At 62.0% G+C, this 19170-nt stretch carries 17 protein-coding genes and 1 other RNA gene; 14 read left to right on the top strand and 4 right to left on the bottom strand.

Annotation, left to right across the window (positions count from 1 at the left end):
• The first annotated feature begins 41 nt into the window (after positions 1–41).
• The 5 genes from ligA to HX818_RS04045 all read left to right on the top strand — a co-directional run bounded on the left by ligA (position 42) and on the right by HX818_RS04045 (position 5928).
• On the top strand, positions 42–2399 hold the full coding sequence (gene ligA / locus HX818_RS04065) for an NAD-dependent DNA ligase LigA (protein WP_177019537.1): 2358 nt from the start codon (positions 42–44) through the stop codon (positions 2397–2399).
• Between the two features lie 162 nt (positions 2400–2561).
• On the top strand, positions 2562–3725 hold the full coding sequence (locus HX818_RS04060; RefSeq protein ID WP_008437560.1) for a putative zinc-binding metallopeptidase: 1164 nt from the start codon (positions 2562–2564) through the stop codon (positions 3723–3725).
• A gap of 132 nt (positions 3726–3857) precedes the next feature.
• Positions 3858–3954: signal recognition particle sRNA small type (gene ffs / locus HX818_RS04055), an RNA gene on the top strand.
• A 311-nt stretch (positions 3955–4265) separates the two neighbouring features.
• Entirely contained in the window at positions 4266–5312 is a 1047-nt protein-coding gene (locus tag HX818_RS04050; RefSeq protein ID WP_087694832.1) for an N-acetylmuramidase family protein, read from the top strand.
• Between the two features lies 1 nt (position 5313).
• A complete protein-coding gene (locus HX818_RS04045; RefSeq protein WP_177019536.1) occupies positions 5314–5928 on the top strand; it encodes a hypothetical protein in 615 nt (204 codons plus the stop codon).
• A 39-nt stretch (positions 5929–5967) separates the two neighbouring features.
• Here the strand turns inward: HX818_RS04045 and HX818_RS04040 are convergent, their stop codons facing one another.
• Positions 5968–6831, bottom strand: a complete 864-nt coding sequence (locus HX818_RS04040) for a LysR family transcriptional regulator (protein WP_003219067.1) — start codon at positions 6829–6831, stop codon at positions 5968–5970.
• Positions 6832–6928: 97 nt separating this feature from the next.
• Between HX818_RS04040 and HX818_RS04035 the strand changes: the two genes are divergently transcribed.
• Complete coding sequence (locus tag HX818_RS04035; protein ID WP_087694833.1) at positions 6929–7897, top strand: DMT family transporter; 969 nt, start codon at positions 6929–6931, stop codon at positions 7895–7897.
• Here HX818_RS04035 and HX818_RS04030 read toward each other — a convergent pair.
• Both HX818_RS04030 and HX818_RS04025 read right to left on the bottom strand, forming a co-directional pair.
• Positions 7811–8182 carry a VOC family protein gene (locus HX818_RS04030; RefSeq protein WP_003219063.1) on the bottom strand — a complete coding sequence of 124 codons (372 nt, stop codon included), beginning with the start codon at positions 8180–8182 and terminating at the stop codon, positions 7811–7813. The genes HX818_RS04035 and HX818_RS04030 overlap by 87 nt on opposite strands.
• A 151-nt stretch (positions 8183–8333) precedes the next feature.
• Positions 8334–8648 (bottom strand): helix-turn-helix domain-containing protein, encoded by a 315-nt coding sequence (locus HX818_RS04025; protein WP_003219061.1) that lies wholly within the window; start codon positions 8646–8648, stop codon positions 8334–8336.
• A gap of 306 nt (positions 8649–8954) precedes the next feature.
• On the opposite strand from HX818_RS04025, the gene HX818_RS04020 reads away from it, so the two are divergent.
• Genes HX818_RS04020 through HX818_RS04010 form a run of 3 tightly spaced genes read left to right on the top strand, consistent with a single transcriptional unit; the run spans position 8955 to position 12384 of the window.
• A complete protein-coding gene (locus HX818_RS04020) occupies positions 8955–9107 on the top strand; it encodes a hypothetical protein (protein WP_157222851.1) in 153 nt (50 codons plus the stop codon).
• 1 nt (position 9108) lies between these two features.
• Positions 9109–10674 (top strand): PAS domain-containing methyl-accepting chemotaxis protein, encoded by a 1566-nt coding sequence (locus HX818_RS04015; protein WP_177019535.1) that lies wholly within the window; start codon positions 9109–9111, stop codon positions 10672–10674.
• Between the two features lie 18 nt (positions 10675–10692).
• Complete coding sequence (locus tag HX818_RS04010; RefSeq protein ID WP_003219057.1) at positions 10693–12384, top strand: bifunctional diguanylate cyclase/phosphodiesterase; 1692 nt, start codon at positions 10693–10695, stop codon at positions 12382–12384.
• A 106-nt stretch (positions 12385–12490) separates the two neighbouring features.
• Here the strand turns inward: HX818_RS04010 and HX818_RS04005 are convergent, their stop codons facing one another.
• On the bottom strand, positions 12491–13240 hold the full coding sequence (locus HX818_RS04005; protein ID WP_087694838.1) for an ABC transporter substrate-binding protein: 750 nt from the start codon (positions 13238–13240) through the stop codon (positions 12491–12493).
• A 133-nt stretch (positions 13241–13373) separates the two neighbouring features.
• Here HX818_RS04005 and dnaX point away from each other — a divergent pair, with 133 nt between their 5' ends.
• The 5 genes from dnaX to HX818_RS03980 all read left to right on the top strand — a co-directional run bounded on the left by dnaX (position 13374) and on the right by HX818_RS03980 (position 19146).
• Entirely contained in the window at positions 13374–15443 is a 2070-nt protein-coding gene (gene dnaX, locus HX818_RS04000; protein ID WP_177019534.1) for a DNA polymerase III subunit gamma/tau, read from the top strand.
• A 43-nt stretch (positions 15444–15486) separates the two neighbouring features.
• The gene (locus tag HX818_RS03995) at positions 15487–15825 is read left to right on the top strand and encodes a YbaB/EbfC family nucleoid-associated protein (RefSeq protein WP_003193199.1); all 339 of its coding nucleotides are present in this window, start codon (positions 15487–15489) and stop codon (positions 15823–15825) included.
• A 269-nt stretch (positions 15826–16094) separates the two neighbouring features.
• On the top strand, positions 16095–17129 hold the full coding sequence (locus HX818_RS03990; protein ID WP_177019533.1) for an NADP-dependent oxidoreductase: 1035 nt from the start codon (positions 16095–16097) through the stop codon (positions 17127–17129).
• A gap of 65 nt (positions 17130–17194) precedes the next feature.
• The gene (recR, locus tag HX818_RS03985; RefSeq protein WP_003219049.1) at positions 17195–17797 is read left to right on the top strand and encodes a recombination mediator RecR; all 603 of its coding nucleotides are present in this window, start codon (positions 17195–17197) and stop codon (positions 17795–17797) included.
• Positions 17798–17997: 200 nt separating this feature from the next.
• Positions 17998–19146, top strand: a complete 1149-nt coding sequence (locus HX818_RS03980) for an acyl-CoA dehydrogenase family protein (RefSeq protein ID WP_177019532.1) — start codon at positions 17998–18000, stop codon at positions 19144–19146.
• Positions 19147–19170: the final 24 nt, after the last annotated feature.

Raw genomic sequence — 19170 nt, 5'->3', positions numbered from 1 at the left:
GAGCAGCTTCGGCTGCTCTTTTGCTTTATGAGAGAACACCCATGACCGCCGCCCACACCCGCATCCTCGAACTGCGCGCTGAACTGGATCAGCACAACTACCGTTACCACGTCCTCGACGAGCCGAGCATTCCGGACGCCGAGTACGACCGTTTGTTCCACGAGCTCAAGGCGCTTGAAGCCGAGCACCCGGAGCTGGTAACCCGTGATTCACCGACGCAGCGGGTCGGCAGTGCGGCATTGTCTGCGTTCACTCAGGTACGCCACGAAATCCCGATGCTCAGCCTCGGCAACGCCTTCGATGAAAGCACCATGCTGGAATTCGATCGTCGGGTCACTGAAGGCCTGGACCTGCCCGTGGGCGACCTGTTTGGCGGTGGCGCAGCGGTGGAGTACAGCTGTGAGCCGAAGCTCGATGGCCTGGCGGTCAGCCTGCTGTATCAGGACGGTGAGCTGGTGCGTGGCGCCACCCGCGGCGATGGCACCACTGGCGAAGACATCAGCGTCAACGTGCGTACCGTGCGCAACATTCCTTTGAAACTGCACGGCACCGGCTGGCCGGCGACCCTCGAAGTGCGCGGCGAAGTATTCATGTCCAAGGCCGGTTTCGAGCGGCTGAACGCCACCCAGCTGGAAGTTGGCGGCAAGACCTTCGCCAACCCGCGCAACGCGGCGGCGGGTAGCCTGCGTCAGCTGGACTCGAAGATCACCGCCAGCCGTCCGCTGGAATTCTGCTGCTATGGCGTGACCACGGATATCAGCGACACCCACATCGGCAACCTGCAACAGCTGAAGAAGTGGGGCATGCCCATCAGCCATGAGCTGAAGCTGGCCAAGGGGATTCAGGATTGCCTCGGCTACTACCGCGATATCGGTGAGCGCCGCAACGCCTTGCCCTATGAAATCGACGGCGTGGTGTTCAAGGTCAACAGCATTGCCTACCAGCGGGAGCTGGGCTTTCGTGCCCGCGAGCCGCGCTGGGCAATTGCCCATAAATTCCCGGCCATGGAAGAGCTGACCGAGCTGCTTGACGTTGAATTCCAGGTCGGCCGCACCGGCGCTGTGACACCCGTGGCACGCTTGAAGCCGGTCAAGGTCGCGGGTGTGACCGTGTCCAACGCCACACTGCACAACATGGACGAGGTGGCACGCCTGGGCCTGATGATCGGCGACACGGTGATCATCCGCCGTGCCGGTGATGTGATTCCGCAGGTGGTGTCGGTTGTCACCGAGCGTCGCCCGGAAAACGCCCGCGCGGTGCAGATCCCCGAGAGTTGCCCGGTGTGCGGCTCCCACGTTGAGCGTACCCAACTGGTCAAGCGCAGCAAGGGCAAGGAAACCGTCAGTGAAGGCGCGGTGTACCGCTGCGTCGGGCGCCTGGCCTGTGGTGCGCAGCTCAAGCAGGCGATCATCCATTTCGTTTCGCGCCGGGCCATGGACATCGATGGCCTGGGCGACAAGACCATCGAGCAACTGGTGGACGAAAAACTCATCGGCTCGCCGGCGGATCTCTACAAGCTCAAGTACGAACAGATCATCGACCTGGAAGGTTTTGCCGACGTTTCCAGCAAGAAGCTGATTGCCTCTATTGAAAACAGCAAGACGCCAACCCTCGCACGGTTTATCTACGCTCTGGGCATTCCCGATGTGGGCGAGGAGACGGCCAAGGTGCTGGCGCGCTCGCTGGCATCCCTGGAGCGCGTGCAGCAGGCCTTGCCGGAAGTGCTGACGTACTTGCCGGACGTTGGCCTGGAAGTGGCCCACGAGATTCACAGCTTCTTTGAAGACAGCCATAACCAGGATGTGATTGGCGCCCTGATCTCGAAGGACGAGTGCGGCCTGGAGTTGCAGGAGCAGGGCGACCTGAGCGCCGAGTTTGCGGCCAGCACCACGTTGGGCGGCTTGCTCGACAAGCTGCACGTACCGTCCGTAGGGCCGGGCGCCGCGCAGAAGCTGGCGGACAAGTTTGGCTCCCTCGAAGGCGTGATCAAGGCCGACTGGCTCGACATGCGCCAGGCGTTGCCGGAGAAGCAGGCCAAGGCCGTCCGGGACTTTTTTGATATTGAAGAAAACGCCCGGCGTGCGCTGGCCATCGAGCAACAGCTCAAGGACTTCGGCATGCACTGGCAGAGTGAGAAGAAAGTCGTCGAAGGCTTGCCCGAGGCCGGTCACACCTGGGTGCTCACCGGCTCCCTGGAACTGATGAGTCGCGATGTTGCCAAGGAAAAACTCGAAAGCCTGGGCGCCAAGGTGGCGGGCTCGGTGTCGGCGAAAACCCACTGCGTGGTCGCCGGGCCGGGCGCGGGTTCGAAGCTGGCCAAGGCCACTGAGCTGGGCTTGAAAGTGCTGGATGAAGAGGCGTTCGTGGCATTTTTGGCCAAGCACAACATCACAGTCTGATGATCGTTCCCACGCTCTGCGTGGGAACGCCGCCCTGGACGCTCTGCGTCCGCTCTGAAAGGTGCGACGCGGAGCGTCACTGGATGCATTCCCACGCAGAGCGTGGGAACGATCTCTCTCGGGCAATGCTCTAGTATTGGCAAGCCTCCCGGAGAGATCGCCATGTACCGCTTCTTCGAACAACTCAGTTCGCGCATCGCCGCACCGTTCATGGCCGAGACCTCGCGCAACAGCAAGGTCTGGCAGTGCCGCTGTGGGCAATCGCTGTTCTTTCGCAACAGCCAGTGCCTGGCCTGCTCGGCGCTGCTGGGCTATCAGCCGGAGCAGAGTCGCCTGTCCTCCCTGCAGCCCGGCCCGTACGCCGATACCTGGCTGTTGGACGCCGACCCTGAAGCCGGTGCCTTTCGCCGCTGCGCCAACCTTGACACGCCCGCCGCGTGCAATTGGCTGCTGCCCGCCGACAACGGCCAGGCCTTGTGCGTGGCCTGCAGCCTGAACCGCACCATCCCCGACCTGTCGATCCCCGAAAACCCCGAACGCTGGCGCAAGGTCGAAACCGCCAAGCGTCGTCTGGTGGCCCAACTCATCAGCCTGGGCTTGCAGGTGATTCCCAAGACGGTCGATGAAGACACCGGCCTGGCCTTCGATTTTGTCGGCATCGACCTGGAAGGCAACGCGCCCACCACCGGCCACGCCAATGGCCTGATCACCCTCGACATCAAGGAAGCCGACGACGCCCACCGTGAGAAAATTCGCGTACAGATGCGCGAGCCTTACCGCACCTTGCTCGGTCACTTCCGTCACGAGGTCGGCCATTACTACTGGGACCGCCTGATCGCCAATAGCCATTGGCTGGAGCCGTTCCGAACGCTGTTCGGTGACGAGCGCGCCAGCTACGCCGACGCCCTGGAGCAGCACTACCAGAACGGCCCGCGCCCGGACTGGCAGCAAACCTGCGTCAGCGCCTACGCCACCATGCACCCGTGGGAAGACTGGGCGGAAACCTGGGCGCATTACCTGCACATGATGGACGCCGTCGACACCGCGCTGGGCTTCGGCATGAGCGCCCGGGAGATGGACCTGGATTACCAGCCGTTCCCCCTCAGCACCCTCTACGACCCCGGGCATCCCGGCGGCACGGCGTTCCTGTCATTCGTCAATGCGTGGATCGAACTGGCCGGCATGCTCAACGAACTGTCCCGCAGCATGGGCCAGCCGGATTTCTATCCGTTCGTCCTGCCGCCGGCGGTGATTGCCAAGCTGCACTTCATTCACCTGGTGATCCAGCAAGAGGGCGGTCGGGCGGACGAGGTCGTGCTTTTGTAGGAGCAAGCTTGCTCCTGCAGCCAAGTACTTGAACCATCAGATATTTTTAATCCCGCGCCAACGGTTGTAACTTCCGATGAGATCGGTACAATGGCGCGGCTTGCCGAGAGGCGAGCGTCGTTATGGTGACCCCATCGGTCCCCCCGCAACGATTACCCGTGAACCTGGTCAGAGCCGGAAGGCAGCAGCCACAGCGGGAACATTGTGTGCCGGGGTGTGGCTGGTGGGGTTGCCTCCATAACGCCACCCCTCCTTGATTCAAAAAAATACGCGTATGAAACCCTTCGCTGACAATCGTCAACTGCGAAGCGATTTCTGCTGTTCGTCTTTCGGAAAATCCTTCGCACGCCCGACAGCAATCGCGCTGCCAAACGACCGTGAGGACTCTTTCACAACTTCAAGCATCCCTTCTGGACAGCGTCTACAGGCCTTGCTAGTTTGCGCCAGTCACATATTTCAAGATATGTCGTCAATGCATGGATGATATTAAAGTGATGGCGCTTTATTGCTCATTCACCCCAACTAACAAGGATGTCAGTAATGAAAAGCCTGCAAGGGTTGCCCACTCTCATCAGCGCTTCCGTCGGTGCGCCGGGCAAAGCCCGCAACTTGCCCGCCGATGTTCAATGCATCCAGTATTTATTCAACTTGATCATTCCCAAGTTGGGTTTCCCCCTGGCGGAAAATGGCAAATGCGACGGCCAGTTGGTGCAGTGCATCAGCCAGTATCAGTTCCGCCACCTCAAATACGCGCATCCCGATGGTGTCATCGACCCTACCGGGCGCACCTTCAATAGCCTGATCGAAGAAGCGGTGAAGGTGCCGGTCAAGCCGAACCCGACCCTGCGTATTCCGACGTTCCTCAATGTGTTCGGCAACACCGGCGCGGACATGGTCCAGGCCACGGTCGACCACTATCTGGACCGCATGCGGGCAATGATCGAGGCCGAGCGGCGCAACCGGCAGATGATGCTCCAGGCCACGTGCGACGGCGGCACGACGCTGACGGATACGGACTTCCAGAACGCTGCCACGCAGTTGGGTAACGGCATTTCCGTCAATATCATCAAGGCCTTTGCCACGGTGGAGTCGGGCGGGCGCTCCGGGTTCGGCCCGGCCAAGTTGCCGGTGATCGCCTTTGAAGGGCACCATTTTCGCAAGTACACCAAGAGTAAATACGACCAGACCCACCCGCTGTTGTCGTACCCCTACGTGAAGAAGGCCGGGCCCCAGTGGAAGGCCAATAACAAGGACCAGACCAAGGCCTGGGAAACCATGGCCACCGCCTTTGCGCTGGATCAGGAAGCGGCCTTGAAGTCGGCCTCCTGGGGCATGTTTCAGATTATGGGCTCCAACTTCACGGCATGCGGTTATAAAACGGTGTTTGAATTTGTGGTGGCCATGAAAATTAATGCCGGGCATCAACTAAAGGCCTTCCTTGGTTTTTGCAGCCAGAGCCCGGCCCTGGTCAAGGCCATGAAGAACAAGGATTACGCCGCCATGGCGCTGAACTATAACGGCAAGGATTATGGCGACTATGACCAACGCATCAAAAAAGCCTACGAAGCACTTGAAGGGAAAAAATAGAATGCCGTTCAAACGTTGCGTGTCCCGATTGCTGGTTGCCTCTTTCGTGTGTGTTGCTGCAGGTGCGCCGGCGTTTGCCGCTACGCTGCACTCGGGCAAGTACGAAGGGCTGATGCTGGCCGTGACGCCCGAGCATCAGGTGGAGGGGTTTTATGCCGAGGAAATGGGCGAGGGCGTGACCCGCTCGTGCACGTTCTTCCTGCAGGGCAAGGTCGACGGTGCGAAGGCATCGGTGTCGACATGGCTGGATGAGGCCTATCCGGGTACCGTCGCGGCTTCCTCGGACGGTGTGATGCTGACCGTGGAGAAGGGCCGCGAACATCCCGGCTGCATCAACGTGTTGATGCCGGAAATTGCCACCGGCCTGGACCTGACCCAAACCGCTGCCAAGAAATGGATTGGCCTGGTGACCGTTTCGTCCGACAAGGCCTTCCTGCAGAAGACCCCGGACGCCAAGGCCAGTCATCGTGCCTACGTGGTCAAGGACGATGTGGTCGCGGTACTGGCGTTCAAGGATGGCTGGGCCCAGGTCGAGTTCATCAATGGCGAAGGCCGCTCTTCCAAGGGCTGGATCAGCCAGGAACAGTACGCCAGGCTGGTCCCCGCAAAAGGCTGAAGATGCTGCTGCGCCCGCGCGTAGCGGGGCGAAAACCGGTTAGCCGAAAGTTTCCCGCAACAGCCCCGCAAAGGCATCCCGCGCCAGATGGCGTTGGGTGTCTTTGTGCCAGAACAGCAGGTTATCCACCGCCGCCAATTCGTCGAAGCGGTAGGACGTCAATTGGTTGGCCTGCTCGTAGCGCGCCAGGATGCCTTCCGGCGCCAGTGCCACGCCAATCCCCGCGCTGACGCAGCCAATGATCGTGCCCCAACTGGCATAACTCGCGATGGCAGGCTTGATGTCGTGGGGCTTGAGCCAGTTCTCCAGGGCGGCGCGATACGGGCAGCCGGGCGGCCACACCAGCAGCGTGCGGCCGGCCAGGTCCCGGGCGTCCTCGATGGGTGCGCTGGAGGCGCTGGTAATCAGCACCAGGCGCTCGCTGTAGACCACGCTTTGTTCGAGCTTCGGGCGTTTGCCGCCGGCGGCCACCAGCGCGGCGTCGATGCGGTGATGTTGCAGGTCATCGAGTAACTGCGCCCAGGCACCGGTCACCAGTTCCAGCTCCACTTGTGGATAACGTCGATGGTATTCGGCCAGCAGCGGCGGCAGGCGGCCACTGGCGCTGGATTCCACTGCGCCGATGCGCAGCTTGCCGCGGGGAATCGCGTTGCTGTCGACGGCACGCTTGGACTCTTCCACCAGCGCGAGGATGCGCTCGCAGTAGTCGAGAAACACTTCCCCTGCGGCACTGATCGCCAACCCGCGCCCGGCGCGAATGAACAGCGGGGTACCCAACTCGCTTTCCAGTTGCTTGATGCGTGTGGTGATGTTGGACGGCACGCAGTGCAGTTGCAGGGCGGCCTGGGCCACGCTGCCGGTTTGTGCCACGGCTTTCACCATTTTCAGTTGGGCCAGTTCCATCGCTCAGTTCCAGTGATTACAGAAGTCAGAAACGGTTAATTGTCCTGCGCCTTGCCGGGGCCAAGACTGACGGCATTCCCACTGCTGGACGCCGTTCATGAAAGCCCCGTCACCTGTAAAGCTTACGCTAGTCACTGCCAGCGTCATCCTCTGTTGGGCGTATTCGCCGATTGGCGTGCATCTGGCCTTGCACAGCTACAGCCCTGGCCAGTTGGCCTTGGGGCGGTTCCTGATTGCTTCGGTATTGATGGCCGGCGTGGCGTTGGTCATGAGGATCGAGCGGCCACGTCTGCGGGACCTGCCATGGTTGCTGGTGCTGGGCTTCTTCGGGATTTTCCTGCATCACCTGACGATCAATTTCGGCCAGCAATTTGTCACGGCTGCGGCCTCCAGTGTGCTGGCGCAGTCGGTTCCGCTGTTTACGGTGCTGGTGGCGTTTTTCGGCTTGAAGGAGCGAGTTACCGGCTGGCGCTGGGGTTGCGTGCTGCTGGGCTTGAGCGGGGTGCTGGTGGTGATCTGGGGCGAGCACGGCCTGGGGCAGATTGATCCCCGTGGACTGATGATCCTGCTGGCGGCGCTGTCGTGGAGCCTTTACTTCACCATCCAGAAACACTATTCCCGGCGCTACAGCCCGCTGACCACGGTGTGCTACACCGTGTGGTCGGGCACCTTGCTGTTGTGTGTGTATTTGCCGGGTTTGCCGGCGGTGGTGTCGCAATCATCGACCCAAGCCAACTGGGCGGTGTTGTTGCTCGGCGCCTTTCCCAGCGCCCTGGCGTACCTGGCCTGGGCCTATGTGTTGCGGCATGTCGAGGTCAGCCGCGCGTCAGTGGCGTTGTACCTGGTGCCGCCGGTGGCGATGGTGATGGCCGCCACGCTGCTGGGCGAGCAGGTTTCGCTGCGCGTGGTGCTGGGTGGCCTGATCGTGCTGGCCAGTGTCGGCGCCATCAGCCTCGAAGGGCGCTGGCGCCGCAAGCCGTTACGGGTTCACGGTGAACACCCGCAGGCGGTGACCGTCGGGGTCCTGGGCGACAAAGGTGTAGCCGAAATCCGCCTCGACCGGTGACTGGATGATGCTCATCCCGAGTTGCACCCAGCGTGTGTGCAAATCGTCGACCGTTGCGATATCAGCGACGCAGAAACCCGCCTCGCTACCGCCAACCGAGGCTTGGGCCGCAGGCTCCACGGTATGGCGCGACCACAGGCCGAGTTTCACCCCGTTGTCGAGGATGAACAGCGCAAAGGTCGGCCCCAGCTCCACCGGCGGCTTGTCCAGCAGTCGGCTGTAGAGGTTGGCGCTGGTGGCCGGGCTGTCGACGTACAACAAAAAGTAATGGGCAATGCTATTCATGATGACTCCGTGGAATGACGCAGCAATGGCGCGGCTCAGTCCCTAGTCTAAGGGGCTGTCCTGTCAGTTCATGTCAGGAGTCATCAAGCAAAGAGCAGACAGTCAATCTGGCTGTCTGCTCTTTTTATTGCGTGCACGTGTGTTGCGAGCTCTAAGGCTTGGACAAGGCCTGGTCTACCGCTGCGATCAGCTTTCCCAGATCCTTCGGGGTGGCTTTGTGAATGACACCGAACAGATAAGCGCGCTGTTCCTCCTCGTCGACCAGGTCTGCGAAAAAGACTTTCAGCTTCACTCCCAGCGCCTCTGCGAACAAGAACAGTGCCTCGACGCTGGGTGTATAGGTGCCGGTTTCGAAGCGGCTGATGGTTTTAGGGTCAAAACCGGTTTTTTCACCTAGTTCAGCCTGAGTAAGCCCTGCGACCTTGCGGTAACGTCTGATGGCTGGACCCAAACTTGAAATGTGCATCGCTCAATTCCCATTTAGAATCAAGAACTTAACGATAAATCTTAAAATTAGACAACCGCATGTACCATCACCTTTTCTTGCAAAATGTGATGTAATTCGTAGAATCGGCATCTAGGACAAGTATTTGGTGGTCTCGTTTCAGAAGGCAGGTTTATGAAACAGGAAATCATTGCTCTCTCCTTACTCTCATAAATGTGCCCATAAAACGGACGCCTGGCAGGGACTGAAATGTCGCTCGTCAGTGCCACGCTTCATTGCGCCTCACGTGCCGGATACCCGAATTCAAGCCTAGTTGATCATCACTGAATGGATGATGAATTGCTGTGCAAAATCGTGGGTTTGCGTACCTTTGCGGCCAATCAGCCGATCGACGGCGCAGCCCGACTGGAAATACGAATCCGCCTGTCCTGCCTACCCGGTGGTCGAGAGGGCGATCGAATGCTGTCCATGGAGCTTTAACGTGCGTCTCAATTTGCCGGTCACTGCTGTTGAACAGACTTTTGGGGAGCAGCAACGGCTAATTTCCGCAACTGACGTCAACAGCCATATTACCTACTGCAACGCCGAGTTTGCCGCCATGAGCGGCTTTACCCAGGCCGAGCTGATCGGCAGCACCCACAACCTGGTGCGCCACCCGGACATGCCGCCTGCCGTGTTCCAGCTGATGTGGAGCTACCTCAAGGCCGGGCAGAGCTGGATGGGTGTGGTGAAGAACCGCTGCAAGAACGGCAACTATTATTGGGTCAGCGCCTATGTGACGCCGATTCTCGAAGACGGGCGGCTGATGGGCTACGAGTCGGTGCGGGTCAAGCCCACCCGCGAACAGGTGCGCCGCGCAGAAGCGCTGTACGCGCGGTTGCAGGCCGGTGGTGCGGCGGTCTCGCCGGTGCGGCGTGTGGCGTCTGTGTCCCGGGCCATGGCGTTGCCACTGGCGGCTGCCGTTGCCAGTGTCGCCGCCTTCCAATGGGTTCCGGGTGTATGGGCCCAGGCGTTGACTGTCGGCTTGTTTCTCGGCCTGGGCGTCTGGGGGCATCAACGCTTGGGGCTGCAGCTCAAGCAGATTGTGCAGAACACGCCCAATACCTTTTCCGACCCCATCAGCGCCATGACCTACAGCGACGCGCTGGGGCCGACCGCGCAGCTCGAAATGATCCTGATCAGCGAAGAAGCGCGACTTAAAACCGCCCTGACGCGCCTCAGCGACCTGGCCAACCAGATGGCCGAAGCAGCCGCCCATTCCAGCGTGTTGTCGAGCACCACCGAATCGGCGTTGCTGGAACAGCGCGCCGAGACCGACATGACCGCCGCCGCCATGACCGAGATGGCTGCGTCCATCGCCGAAGTGGCGGTGCACGTGCAGCAAACCGCCAGCGAAGCTCACACCGCCAACACCCTCGCCGAGCAGGGCAGCCAGGTGGCCGGCACGTCGCGCGAGGCGATCCAGTTGCTGGCCGGCACCGTCACGCAGATCAACCAGGCGGTGGGCAACCTGGCCGGGCAGACCCAGCAAATCCAGGTGGCCGCGAGCATGATCCAGGCAATCGCCGACCAGACCAACCTGCTGGCCCTCAACGCGGCCATTGAAGCGGCCCGCGCCGGCGAGCAGGGCCGTGGCTTTGCCGTGGTGGCCGACGAGGTGCGCGCCCTGGCGGGCAAGACGCGGGAGTCGACCCAGCAGATCCAGGGCATCATCCAGAACCTGCGGGCGGGCGCCGATGAGGCGGTCGAGATCGCGAGCCTGGGCATTCACGAGGCCGAGCAGGGCGTGCAGCAAGTACTTGAGGCGCAGCAGGCGCTGCAAGGCATTCGCCACGCGGTGGAGCGTATTACCGGTATGAGTCAGCAAATGGCTGCTGCCTCACAGGAACAATCCCACGTCGCCGAGGAAGTTTCACAGCAGATCAATAACGTTGCCGCCACGGTGCAAAAGACAGCGGGCAATGCCAACGCTGCAGTCACCCGTGGCCGGGAACTCGAAAGCATCTCTTCCGGGTTGCGCGCCCTGGTCGAGCGGTTCAACCGCTAGCCACAGTGAGCCTGACTCATGGACGAGAAATACCGCAGGGCCGTGGATGCAGCCGCCATTTTCTCCGAGACTGACCTGGCGGGCTGCATCACTTACGTCAATGACCAGTTCTGCGGCATGTCCGGCTACGGGCGTGACGAGTTGCTGGGGCAAAATCACCGCATTCTGAGCTCGGGACTGCATCCTGCGGGGTTCTTCCAGGGCATGTGGCAAGCCATCAGCGAAGGCCGGGTGTGGCGTGGGGAAATCTGCAACCGGGCCAAGGATGGGACGTTGTATTGGGTGGACAGCACCATGGTGCCGCTGCTCGATGAGAAGACCGGGCGCGTGCAGAAGTACGTGTCGATCCGCTTTGATGTCAGCGAAAAGCGCCAGCTGTTGCACACCCTGCAATGGCGGGTCGGCCACGATGTGCTGACCGGCTTGCCGAACCGCGCCTATCTGTCAGAGTTGCTTAACCAGTCCCTGGAGTTCTCCCGCAGCGAAGACATCCCGTTGGCGTTGTGCATGCTCGACCTGGACGGCTTCAAGGCGGTCAACGACGGGTATGGGCATGCCTGTGGGGATCTGTTGTTGGTGGAAGTGGCCACTCGGTTGCGGGAGATCATCCGCGGCGAGGACGTGGTCGCCCGGCTCGCCGGTGACGAATTTGTGTTGATCCTGCGTTATGTGCGCGATATCGACGAGCTGAACGGCGCCTTGCTGCGCATCCTCAAGGCGATTTCCGAGCCGTACTCGATCCAGGGGGCGGAGCTGAATGTGTTCGCCAGCATCGGCGTCACGCTGTTCCCCCTGGATGACGAGGACGCCGACACCTTGCTGCGCCATGCCGACCAGGCGATGTATGTGGCCAAGCAGAGCGGGCGCAACCGCTACCAGTTGTTTGATGTATCCCTGGAACAGGAGGTCAAGGCCAGCCACCAGACCGTGGAGCAGATCCGCCAGGCCCTGGCGGCGGGCCAGTTGTGCCTGCATTACCAGCCCAAGGTCAACTTGCGCTGCGGCACGGTGGTGGGGTTCGAAGCGTTGTTACGCTGGCAGCACCCCGAGCGTGGCCTGGTGAAGCCGGGGGATTTCCTGCCACTGATCGAGCAGACCGACCTGATTGTCGATATCGGCGAATGGGTGATCGCCCAGGTGTTGGGCCAGATGCATCGCTGGCAGGTGCATGGGCATTGGTGGTCGGTGAGCGTGAACATCGCGGCGCGGCACTTCCAGCGCGAGGATTTTGTCGAGCGCCTGCAAGACTTGCTGGCGCAATACCCGCAGGTGGAGCCGCACCGGCTGGACCTGGAGATCGCCGAGTCGGTGGCCATCGACAATATCCAGCGTGTCACCCAGCACCTGGAGGCCTGCCAGGCCTTGGGCGTGCAGTTCTCCCTGGATGATTTTGGCACCGGCTATTCCTCCCTGAGCTACCTCAAGCGCCTGCCGACCCAGACCATCAAGATCGACAAGTCGTTCGTGCGCGACATCCTGCACGACAAGGACGACCTGGCGCTGACCAAGGCCGTGATCGGCCTGGCCCGTGCGTTTGGCCGCGAAGTGATTGCCGAAGGCCTGGAAACCCTGGAGCACGGCCAGCTGTTGATGCGCATGGGCTGCGAAGTGGCCCAAGGCTATTTCATCGCCCGGCCGATGCCTGCGGACGACGTGCCGGGTTGGGTCGAGGGATTTGCACCGCCGCCGCAGTGGCAAAAGCTTGAGTGATGTTTATTGTGGCGAGGGAGCTTGCTGTGGCGAGGGAGCAAGCTCCCTCGCCACAGCAAGCTCCCTCGCCAGCAAGCTCCCTGGCCACAAGGACAATCAGGTGATCTTAAGGGGCGGGGGCGCTGTTCCCGATATACAGCTGGATGATTTCATCAATCTCCCCGGACATTTTCATCCGCAGTAACGTGCGCAGGATCTGCTGCCCCGGCACCTGCGGGTCGTTGCGCACATAGCAGCCCAGGCGTTGCTCCTCGATCACGGCCACCGTATGCAGGCGCTGTGTGGGCGGTAATTGCTGATTGAAGCGGTCAAGGATCCATTCGTTGATCACTGCATAGTTGAAGCGTCCGGCCACCAGTTTTTGCAGCACTTGCTCTTCACTGCGGCTGTCGTCGCGGCTGAACTGGCCGCTGGCGAAGCGCGCCTCCAGGGTCGGGTAGCTGTAGCCGAGTACCGTGCCGATGTGTTGCGGCGCAAGGCTGTCCAGTGCCACTGACGTTGAGGGCACGCGCCCGGCGGCCAGCACATTGCGCTGGACCAGCAGCGGGATGCTCCAGGTGTAGTCCCCCGACAGGTTGTTCAGCCACGCCGGTGTCACGTAGCAGCGCACGTCCACATCCCCGCGCTCCATGGCGGTGTCGATGCGCGCACGCGGCAGCACATGGAATTTCGCAGGACGGCCGACCTGGGTGGCCAGGCTCAACATCAGGTCATACAAAATCCCTTGGGTGGGCTGGCCCTGGTCAAGTTGCACCATGGGCATGGTCCAGCTGTCGGAAATGGAGAATCGCAGAGGTGCGGGTGCCGCCAGGCTGACCGTGGCAATCATCCACAAGGCGCCCAGGACTGCGCGCATAAATTCTCCGGGTTCAGCCTTTTATAGGCTTGGTCAGACCAGCTTAGTCAGATTAGACGAGCGTGCCGGATGCAATTTCCCCCTTGCTCCGCTAGCATTACCCGCTTCCGCTTCCCAGTTGCGACGGTTTTCGATGAGTTATCAGGTTCTTGCACGTAAATGGCGTCCGCGCTCGTTCCGCGAAATGGTCGGCCAGACCCATGTGCTCAAGGCTCTGATCAATGCCTTGGACAGCCAGCGGCTGCACCACGCCTACCTGTTCACCGGTACCCGCGGGGTGGGCAAGACCACCATTGCCCGCATCATTGCCAAGTGTCTGAACTGTGAAACCGGCATCACCTCGACGCCGTGTGGTACCTGCTCGGTGTGCCGGGAAATCGACGAAGGGCGTTTTGTCGACCTGATCGAGATCGACGCCGCGAGCCGCACCAAGGTCGAAGACACCCGCGAGCTGCTCGACAACGTGCAGTACGCACCGAGCCGTGGCCGCTTCAAGGTCTACCTGATCGACGAAGTGCACATGCTGTCCAGCCACTCCTTCAACGCCTTGTTGAAGACCCTGGAAGAGCCGCCGCCCTACGTCAAATTCATCCTGGCCACCACCGACCCGCAGAAACTTCCTGCAACGATTTTGTCGCGGTGCCTGCAGTTCTCCCTGAAAAACATGACCCCGGAGCGTGTGGTCGAGCATTTGACCCACGTGCTGGGTGTCGAGAACGTACCGTTCGAAGACGACGCCCTGTGGTTGCTGGGTCGTGCCGCCGACGGCTCGATGCGTGATGCCATGAGCCTTACCGACCAGGCCATCGCCTTCGGTGAAGGCAAGGTGCTGGCCGCCGACGTGCGGGCGATGCTCGGCACCCTGGACCACGGCCAGGTGTTCGACGTGCTGCACGCGCTGATCGAAGGCGACGCCAAGGCGTTGCTCGAAGCCGTGCGCCACCTGTCCGAGCAAGGCCCGGACTGGAATGGCGTGCTGTCGGAAATCCTCAATGTGCTGCACCGCGTCGCCATCGCCCAGGCCCTGCCCGAAGGTGTCGACAACGGCCACGGCGACCGCGACCGCGTGTTGGCCCTGGCCCAGGCGCTGCCGGCCGAAGACGTACAGTTCTACTACCAGATGGGCCTGATTGGGCGACGTGACCTGCCGTTGGCACCCGATCCGCGAGGCGGCTTCGAAATGGTCCTGCTGCGGATGCTGGCCTTCAGGCCCGCCGACACGGCGGATGCGCCGAGACAGCCGCTAAAGCCAGTGGGGATCAGCCAGGCCACAGTTGATTCCGCCAAACCAGTGGCTGGCCCGGCTGTTGTCGCGCCAGTGGTTGCGCCGCCTGCGCCGGTTGCACAGGCCGCCGCCCCGGTTGTCGCCGAGCCCGTGGCGCCTGTGGTGGTGCCGGAGCCGGTGGTTGAGCCTGCGCCCGTGCCTGAAGTCGATCTGCCGTGGAACGACCCGGTAGAGGCCGAGGTCGAGGTCGAGGTCGAGCTGCAGCCTGCCGTCGAGCCGGTGCTGGAAACCACCAGCGAGCAGCCTGAACTGACACCCATGCCCGCGCCGACCCCGGACAGCGTGGTGCCGGACGCCCCCGAGTGGGTTTCGGCCCCGGTGCCGGAGCCGACCGTTGCGCAAGTGGACGCCGCCACCCCGGGCACCGACCTCGACGACGAGCCGCCGCTGGACGAAGATTACATCGAGCCGGACATGGATTCGGCCTACAGCTACCTGGACGACCTGGCCAGCGAACACACCGCCGAGCCTGCCCCGGAGCCTGAACCCGAACCTGCCGCGATGCCGGCCACCGGCCTGGCGTTGCAATGGCTGGAGCTGTTCCCGAAACTGCCGATCTCCGGCATGACCGGCAGCATCGCCGCCAACTGCACCCTGATTGCCGTTGATGGCGACCACTGGCTGCTGCACCTGGACCCGGCCCACAGCGCCCTGTTCAACGCGACCCAGCAGCGCCGGCTCAACGATGCCCTGAACCAGTTCCACGGGCGCACGCTGACCATCAGCATCGAGCTGATCAAGCCCGAGCAGGAAACCCCGGCCCAGGCGGCGTCTCGTCGCCGGGTCAACCGCCAGCGTGAGGCTGAAGAGTCGATCCATGGTGATCCGCTCATCCAGCAGATGATGCAGCAGTTTGGCGCGGTGGTGCGGCACGATACTATTGAACCTGTAGAAGCCCCGGTACCCCAAGCGTCATAACCCGGGGCCAATAATTGATCCACGTACTTTTGAGGTGATTCCCATGATGAAAGGTGGCATGGCCGGCCTGATGAAGCAGGCGCAGCAGATGCAGGAAAAGATGGCCAAGATGCAGGAAGAACTGGCCAACGCCGAAGTCACCGGTAAAGCCGGTGGCGATATGGTCAGCGTGGTGATGACCGGTCGTCACGACATCAAGCGCGTGAGCATCGACCCAAGCGTATTGCCGGGCGTCGGCGAAGACGACCTGGAAATGCTCGAGGCGCTGTTTGCCGCGGCCGTCAACGACGCCGTGCGCAAGATCGAAGCCAACAGCCAGGACAAGATGTCCGGCGTGACCGCTGGCATGCAACTGCCACCGGGCATGAAACTGCCGTTCTGATCGGCAAGCAGCACCGAAAATGCCAGGCCCCGCGCCTGGCATTTTTTTGGCCGGCTATTTTCCATACCCGTAGCAGCTGTCGAGCGCCAGCGAGGCTGCGTCGGCAGCGACTCGGTCCCACGTCTGGCATGAAAGCAGCGGTGCGGCTAACGTAGCCTCGCTGGCGCTCGACAACTGCTACTGCGAGAGTTTTGTCGAACCCTGGGCCCTGTGTTGGGGTCTGCACCCTATACCGTTGAATTCAATCACCGATAGAAGGAGCCTCGCTGATGTCCGAAGCATTGACCCTCAACCAGCGCATTGTGCTGGTCTCACGCCCCCACGGCGCACCGGTGCCGGAAAACTTTCGCCTGGAGCGCGTCGCGCTGCCGGAACTGGCCGACGGCCAGGTTTTGCTGAAGACCCTTTACCTGTCCCTGGATCCCTACATGCGCGGGCGCATGAGTGATGCGCCGTCCTATGCTGCGCCGGTAGAAATCGACGAAGTGATGACCGGTGGCGCTGTCAGCCGCATCGAACAGTCCCAAAATCCCAAGTTCGAGGTGGGTGACCTGGTGGTCGGTTCCACCGGCTGGCAGAGCCACAGCATCTCCGATGGGCGCAACCTGATCCCGGTACCGAAGGGACTGGCCAGCCCGTCCATGGCCCTGGGTGTGCTGGGTATGCCCGGCATGACCGCCTATATGGGCCTCACCGATATCGGCCAGCCCAAGTCCGGGGAAACCCTGGTGGTGGCGGCCGCTTCCGGTGCGGTGGGCTCGGTGGTGGGCCAGGTGGCGAAGATCAAGGGCCTGCGGGTGGTCGGTGTGGCGGGTGGCGCCGACAAGTGCCGCTATGTGGTGGACGAGCTGGGCTTTGATGCCTGTGTCGATCACAAGAGCGACAACTTTGCCGACGAGCTTGCCCAGGCCTGCCCCAAGGGCATCGATATCTACTTTGAAAACGTCGGCGGCAAGGTATTCGACGCGGTCGTGCCGCTGCTGAATGCCAAGGCGCGCATTCCCTTGTGTGGCCTGATCGCCGGCTATAACGCCCACGAAGCGCCCAGCGGTCCCGACCGGCTGCCGGCGTTGCAACGTACCTTGCTGACCAAGCGTGTGCGGATCCAGGGCTTTATCGTGTTCGACGACTATGGCGACCGCCAACCGGAATTCCTCAGTGCCATGGCGCCGTGGGTGCGGGATGGCAAGATCAAGTTCCGCGAGGACGTGGTGGAAGGCCTGGAGCAGGCACCTGAAGCCTTTATCGGTTTGCTGGAGGGGCGCAACTTCGGCAAGTTGGTGGTGCGGGTCGCACAAGATTGAGCATTTGACGCTAATCCGAGGCGCGGGTATAAACCGCGTCTCGTTGTTTTGTCGGACCTTTCCCCATGAGCTTCAGCCCCCTGATTCGTCAACTGATCGACGCCCTGCGCACTTTGCCGGGTGTGGGCCAGAAAACCGCCCAGCGCATGGCGCTGCAACTGCTGGAGCGTGATCGCAGCGGCGGCTCCCGACTGGCCCAGGCCCTGAGCCAGGCGATGGAAGGGGTCGGCCACTGCCGCCAGTGCCGCACCCTGACCGAGGAAGAGCTGTGCCCGCAATGCGCCGACCCGCGTCGCGACGACACGCTGCTGTGCGTGGTCGAAGGGCCGATGGATGTCTACGCGGTGGAGCAGACCGGTTACCGCGGGCGCTACTTTGTGCTCAAGGGCCACCTGTCGCCGCTGGACGGGCTGGGGCCGGAGGCGATTGGTATTCCGCAACTGGTGACGCGAATCGAGGAGCAGGGCACGTTCGTCGAGGTGATCCTGGCCACCAACCCCACGGTGGAAGGCGAAGCGACGGCCCATTACATCGCCCAGCTGCTGACCAACAAAGGCCTGATTACCTCGCGCATCGCCCACGGCGTGCCGTTGGGTGGCGAGCTGGAACTGGTGGATGGCGGGACCCTGGCGCATTCGTTTGCCGGGCGTAAGCCGATCGCCCTGTAACAAACACCGCAGAACAAAATGTGGGAGCGGGCTTGCTCGCGAATGCGGTGGTTCAGTCAATGCATCTGGCGACTGATACACCGCATTCGCGAGCAAGCCCGCTCCCACATTTGTTTTGTGGCGTTCACGAGTCTTTCCTCTTGCTTGATAACCAAGCAAGCGCTTGGTAAGTTCGCTCTACCGTCCCGTGGAGCTTGCCGATGTCTGCCTATCAGGAATACTTCGACCCCAGCCACCAATTGGTCCGCGACAGCGTGCGTCGTTTCGTCGAGCGCGAGATGTTGCCGGGCATCGAGCAGTGGGAGGAAGCGGAAAGCTTCCCCCGGGAGCTGTACCTCAAGGCCGGTGCGGCGGGGATCCTGGGCATCGGTTACCCCGAAGCCCTTGGAGGCAGCCACGAAGGTGACCTGTTCGCCAAGGTCGCGGCCAGCGAAGAGCTGATGCGCTGCGGCTCCGGCGGGGTAGTGGCAGGGTTGGGCTCGCTGGATATCGGCTTGCCGCCCATCGTCAAATGGGCCCGGCCCGAGGTGCGCGATCGTGTGGCGCCGCAGGTGTTATCCGGCGAGAAGATCGCCGCCCTGGCCGTCACCGAGCCCGGTGGCGGCTCCGATGTCGCCAGCCTGCAGACCCGTGCCGTGCGCGACGGCGACCATTACCGCGTCAGCGGCAGCAAAACCTTTATCACCAGCGGCCAGCGTGCCGACTTCTATACCGTCGCCGTGCGTACCGGTGGGCCGGGGTTTGGCGGTATCAGCCTGTTGTTGATCGAAAAGGACACCCCTGGCTTCACCACCGGTACACCGCTGAAGAAGATGGGCTGGTGGGCGTCGGACACGGCCGAACTGTTCTTCGACGATTGCCGCGTACCGGCAGGCAATCTGATCGGCGCCGAGAACATGGGTTTCGCCTGCATCATGGGCAACTTCCAGAGCGAGCGCCTGGCCCTGGCCCTGATGGCCAATATGACTGCGCAGATGGCCCTGGAGGAAAGCCTGAAGTGGGCGGCCCAGCGCGAGGCCTTCGGCAAACCCATCGGCAAGTTCCAGGTGCTCAAGCATCGCCTGGCGGAAATGGCCACGGCGGTGGAGGTCTCGCGGGAATTCACCTACCGCCAGGCCGCCAAGATGGCCGCGGGCAAGAGTGTGATCAAGGAGATCTCGATGGCCAAGAACCTCGCCACCGACACCGCCGACCGCGTGACCTTTGATGCCGTGCAGATCCTCGGCGGCCAGGGCTACATGCGCGGCAACCTGGTGGAGCGGCTGTATCGCGACAACCGCATCCTGTCCATCGGTGGCGGGACTCGGGAAGTGATGAACGAAATCATCAGCAAGCAGATGGGCTTGTAGAAAGCGCTTTTGTGGCGAGGGAGC

The sequence above is a fragment of the Pseudomonas sp. F9001 genome (genome assembly GCF_013385435.1).
GTDB lineage: Bacteria > Pseudomonadota > Gammaproteobacteria > Pseudomonadales > Pseudomonadaceae > Aquipseudomonas.
This window is presented reverse-complemented; position numbering and strand designations above follow the sequence as displayed.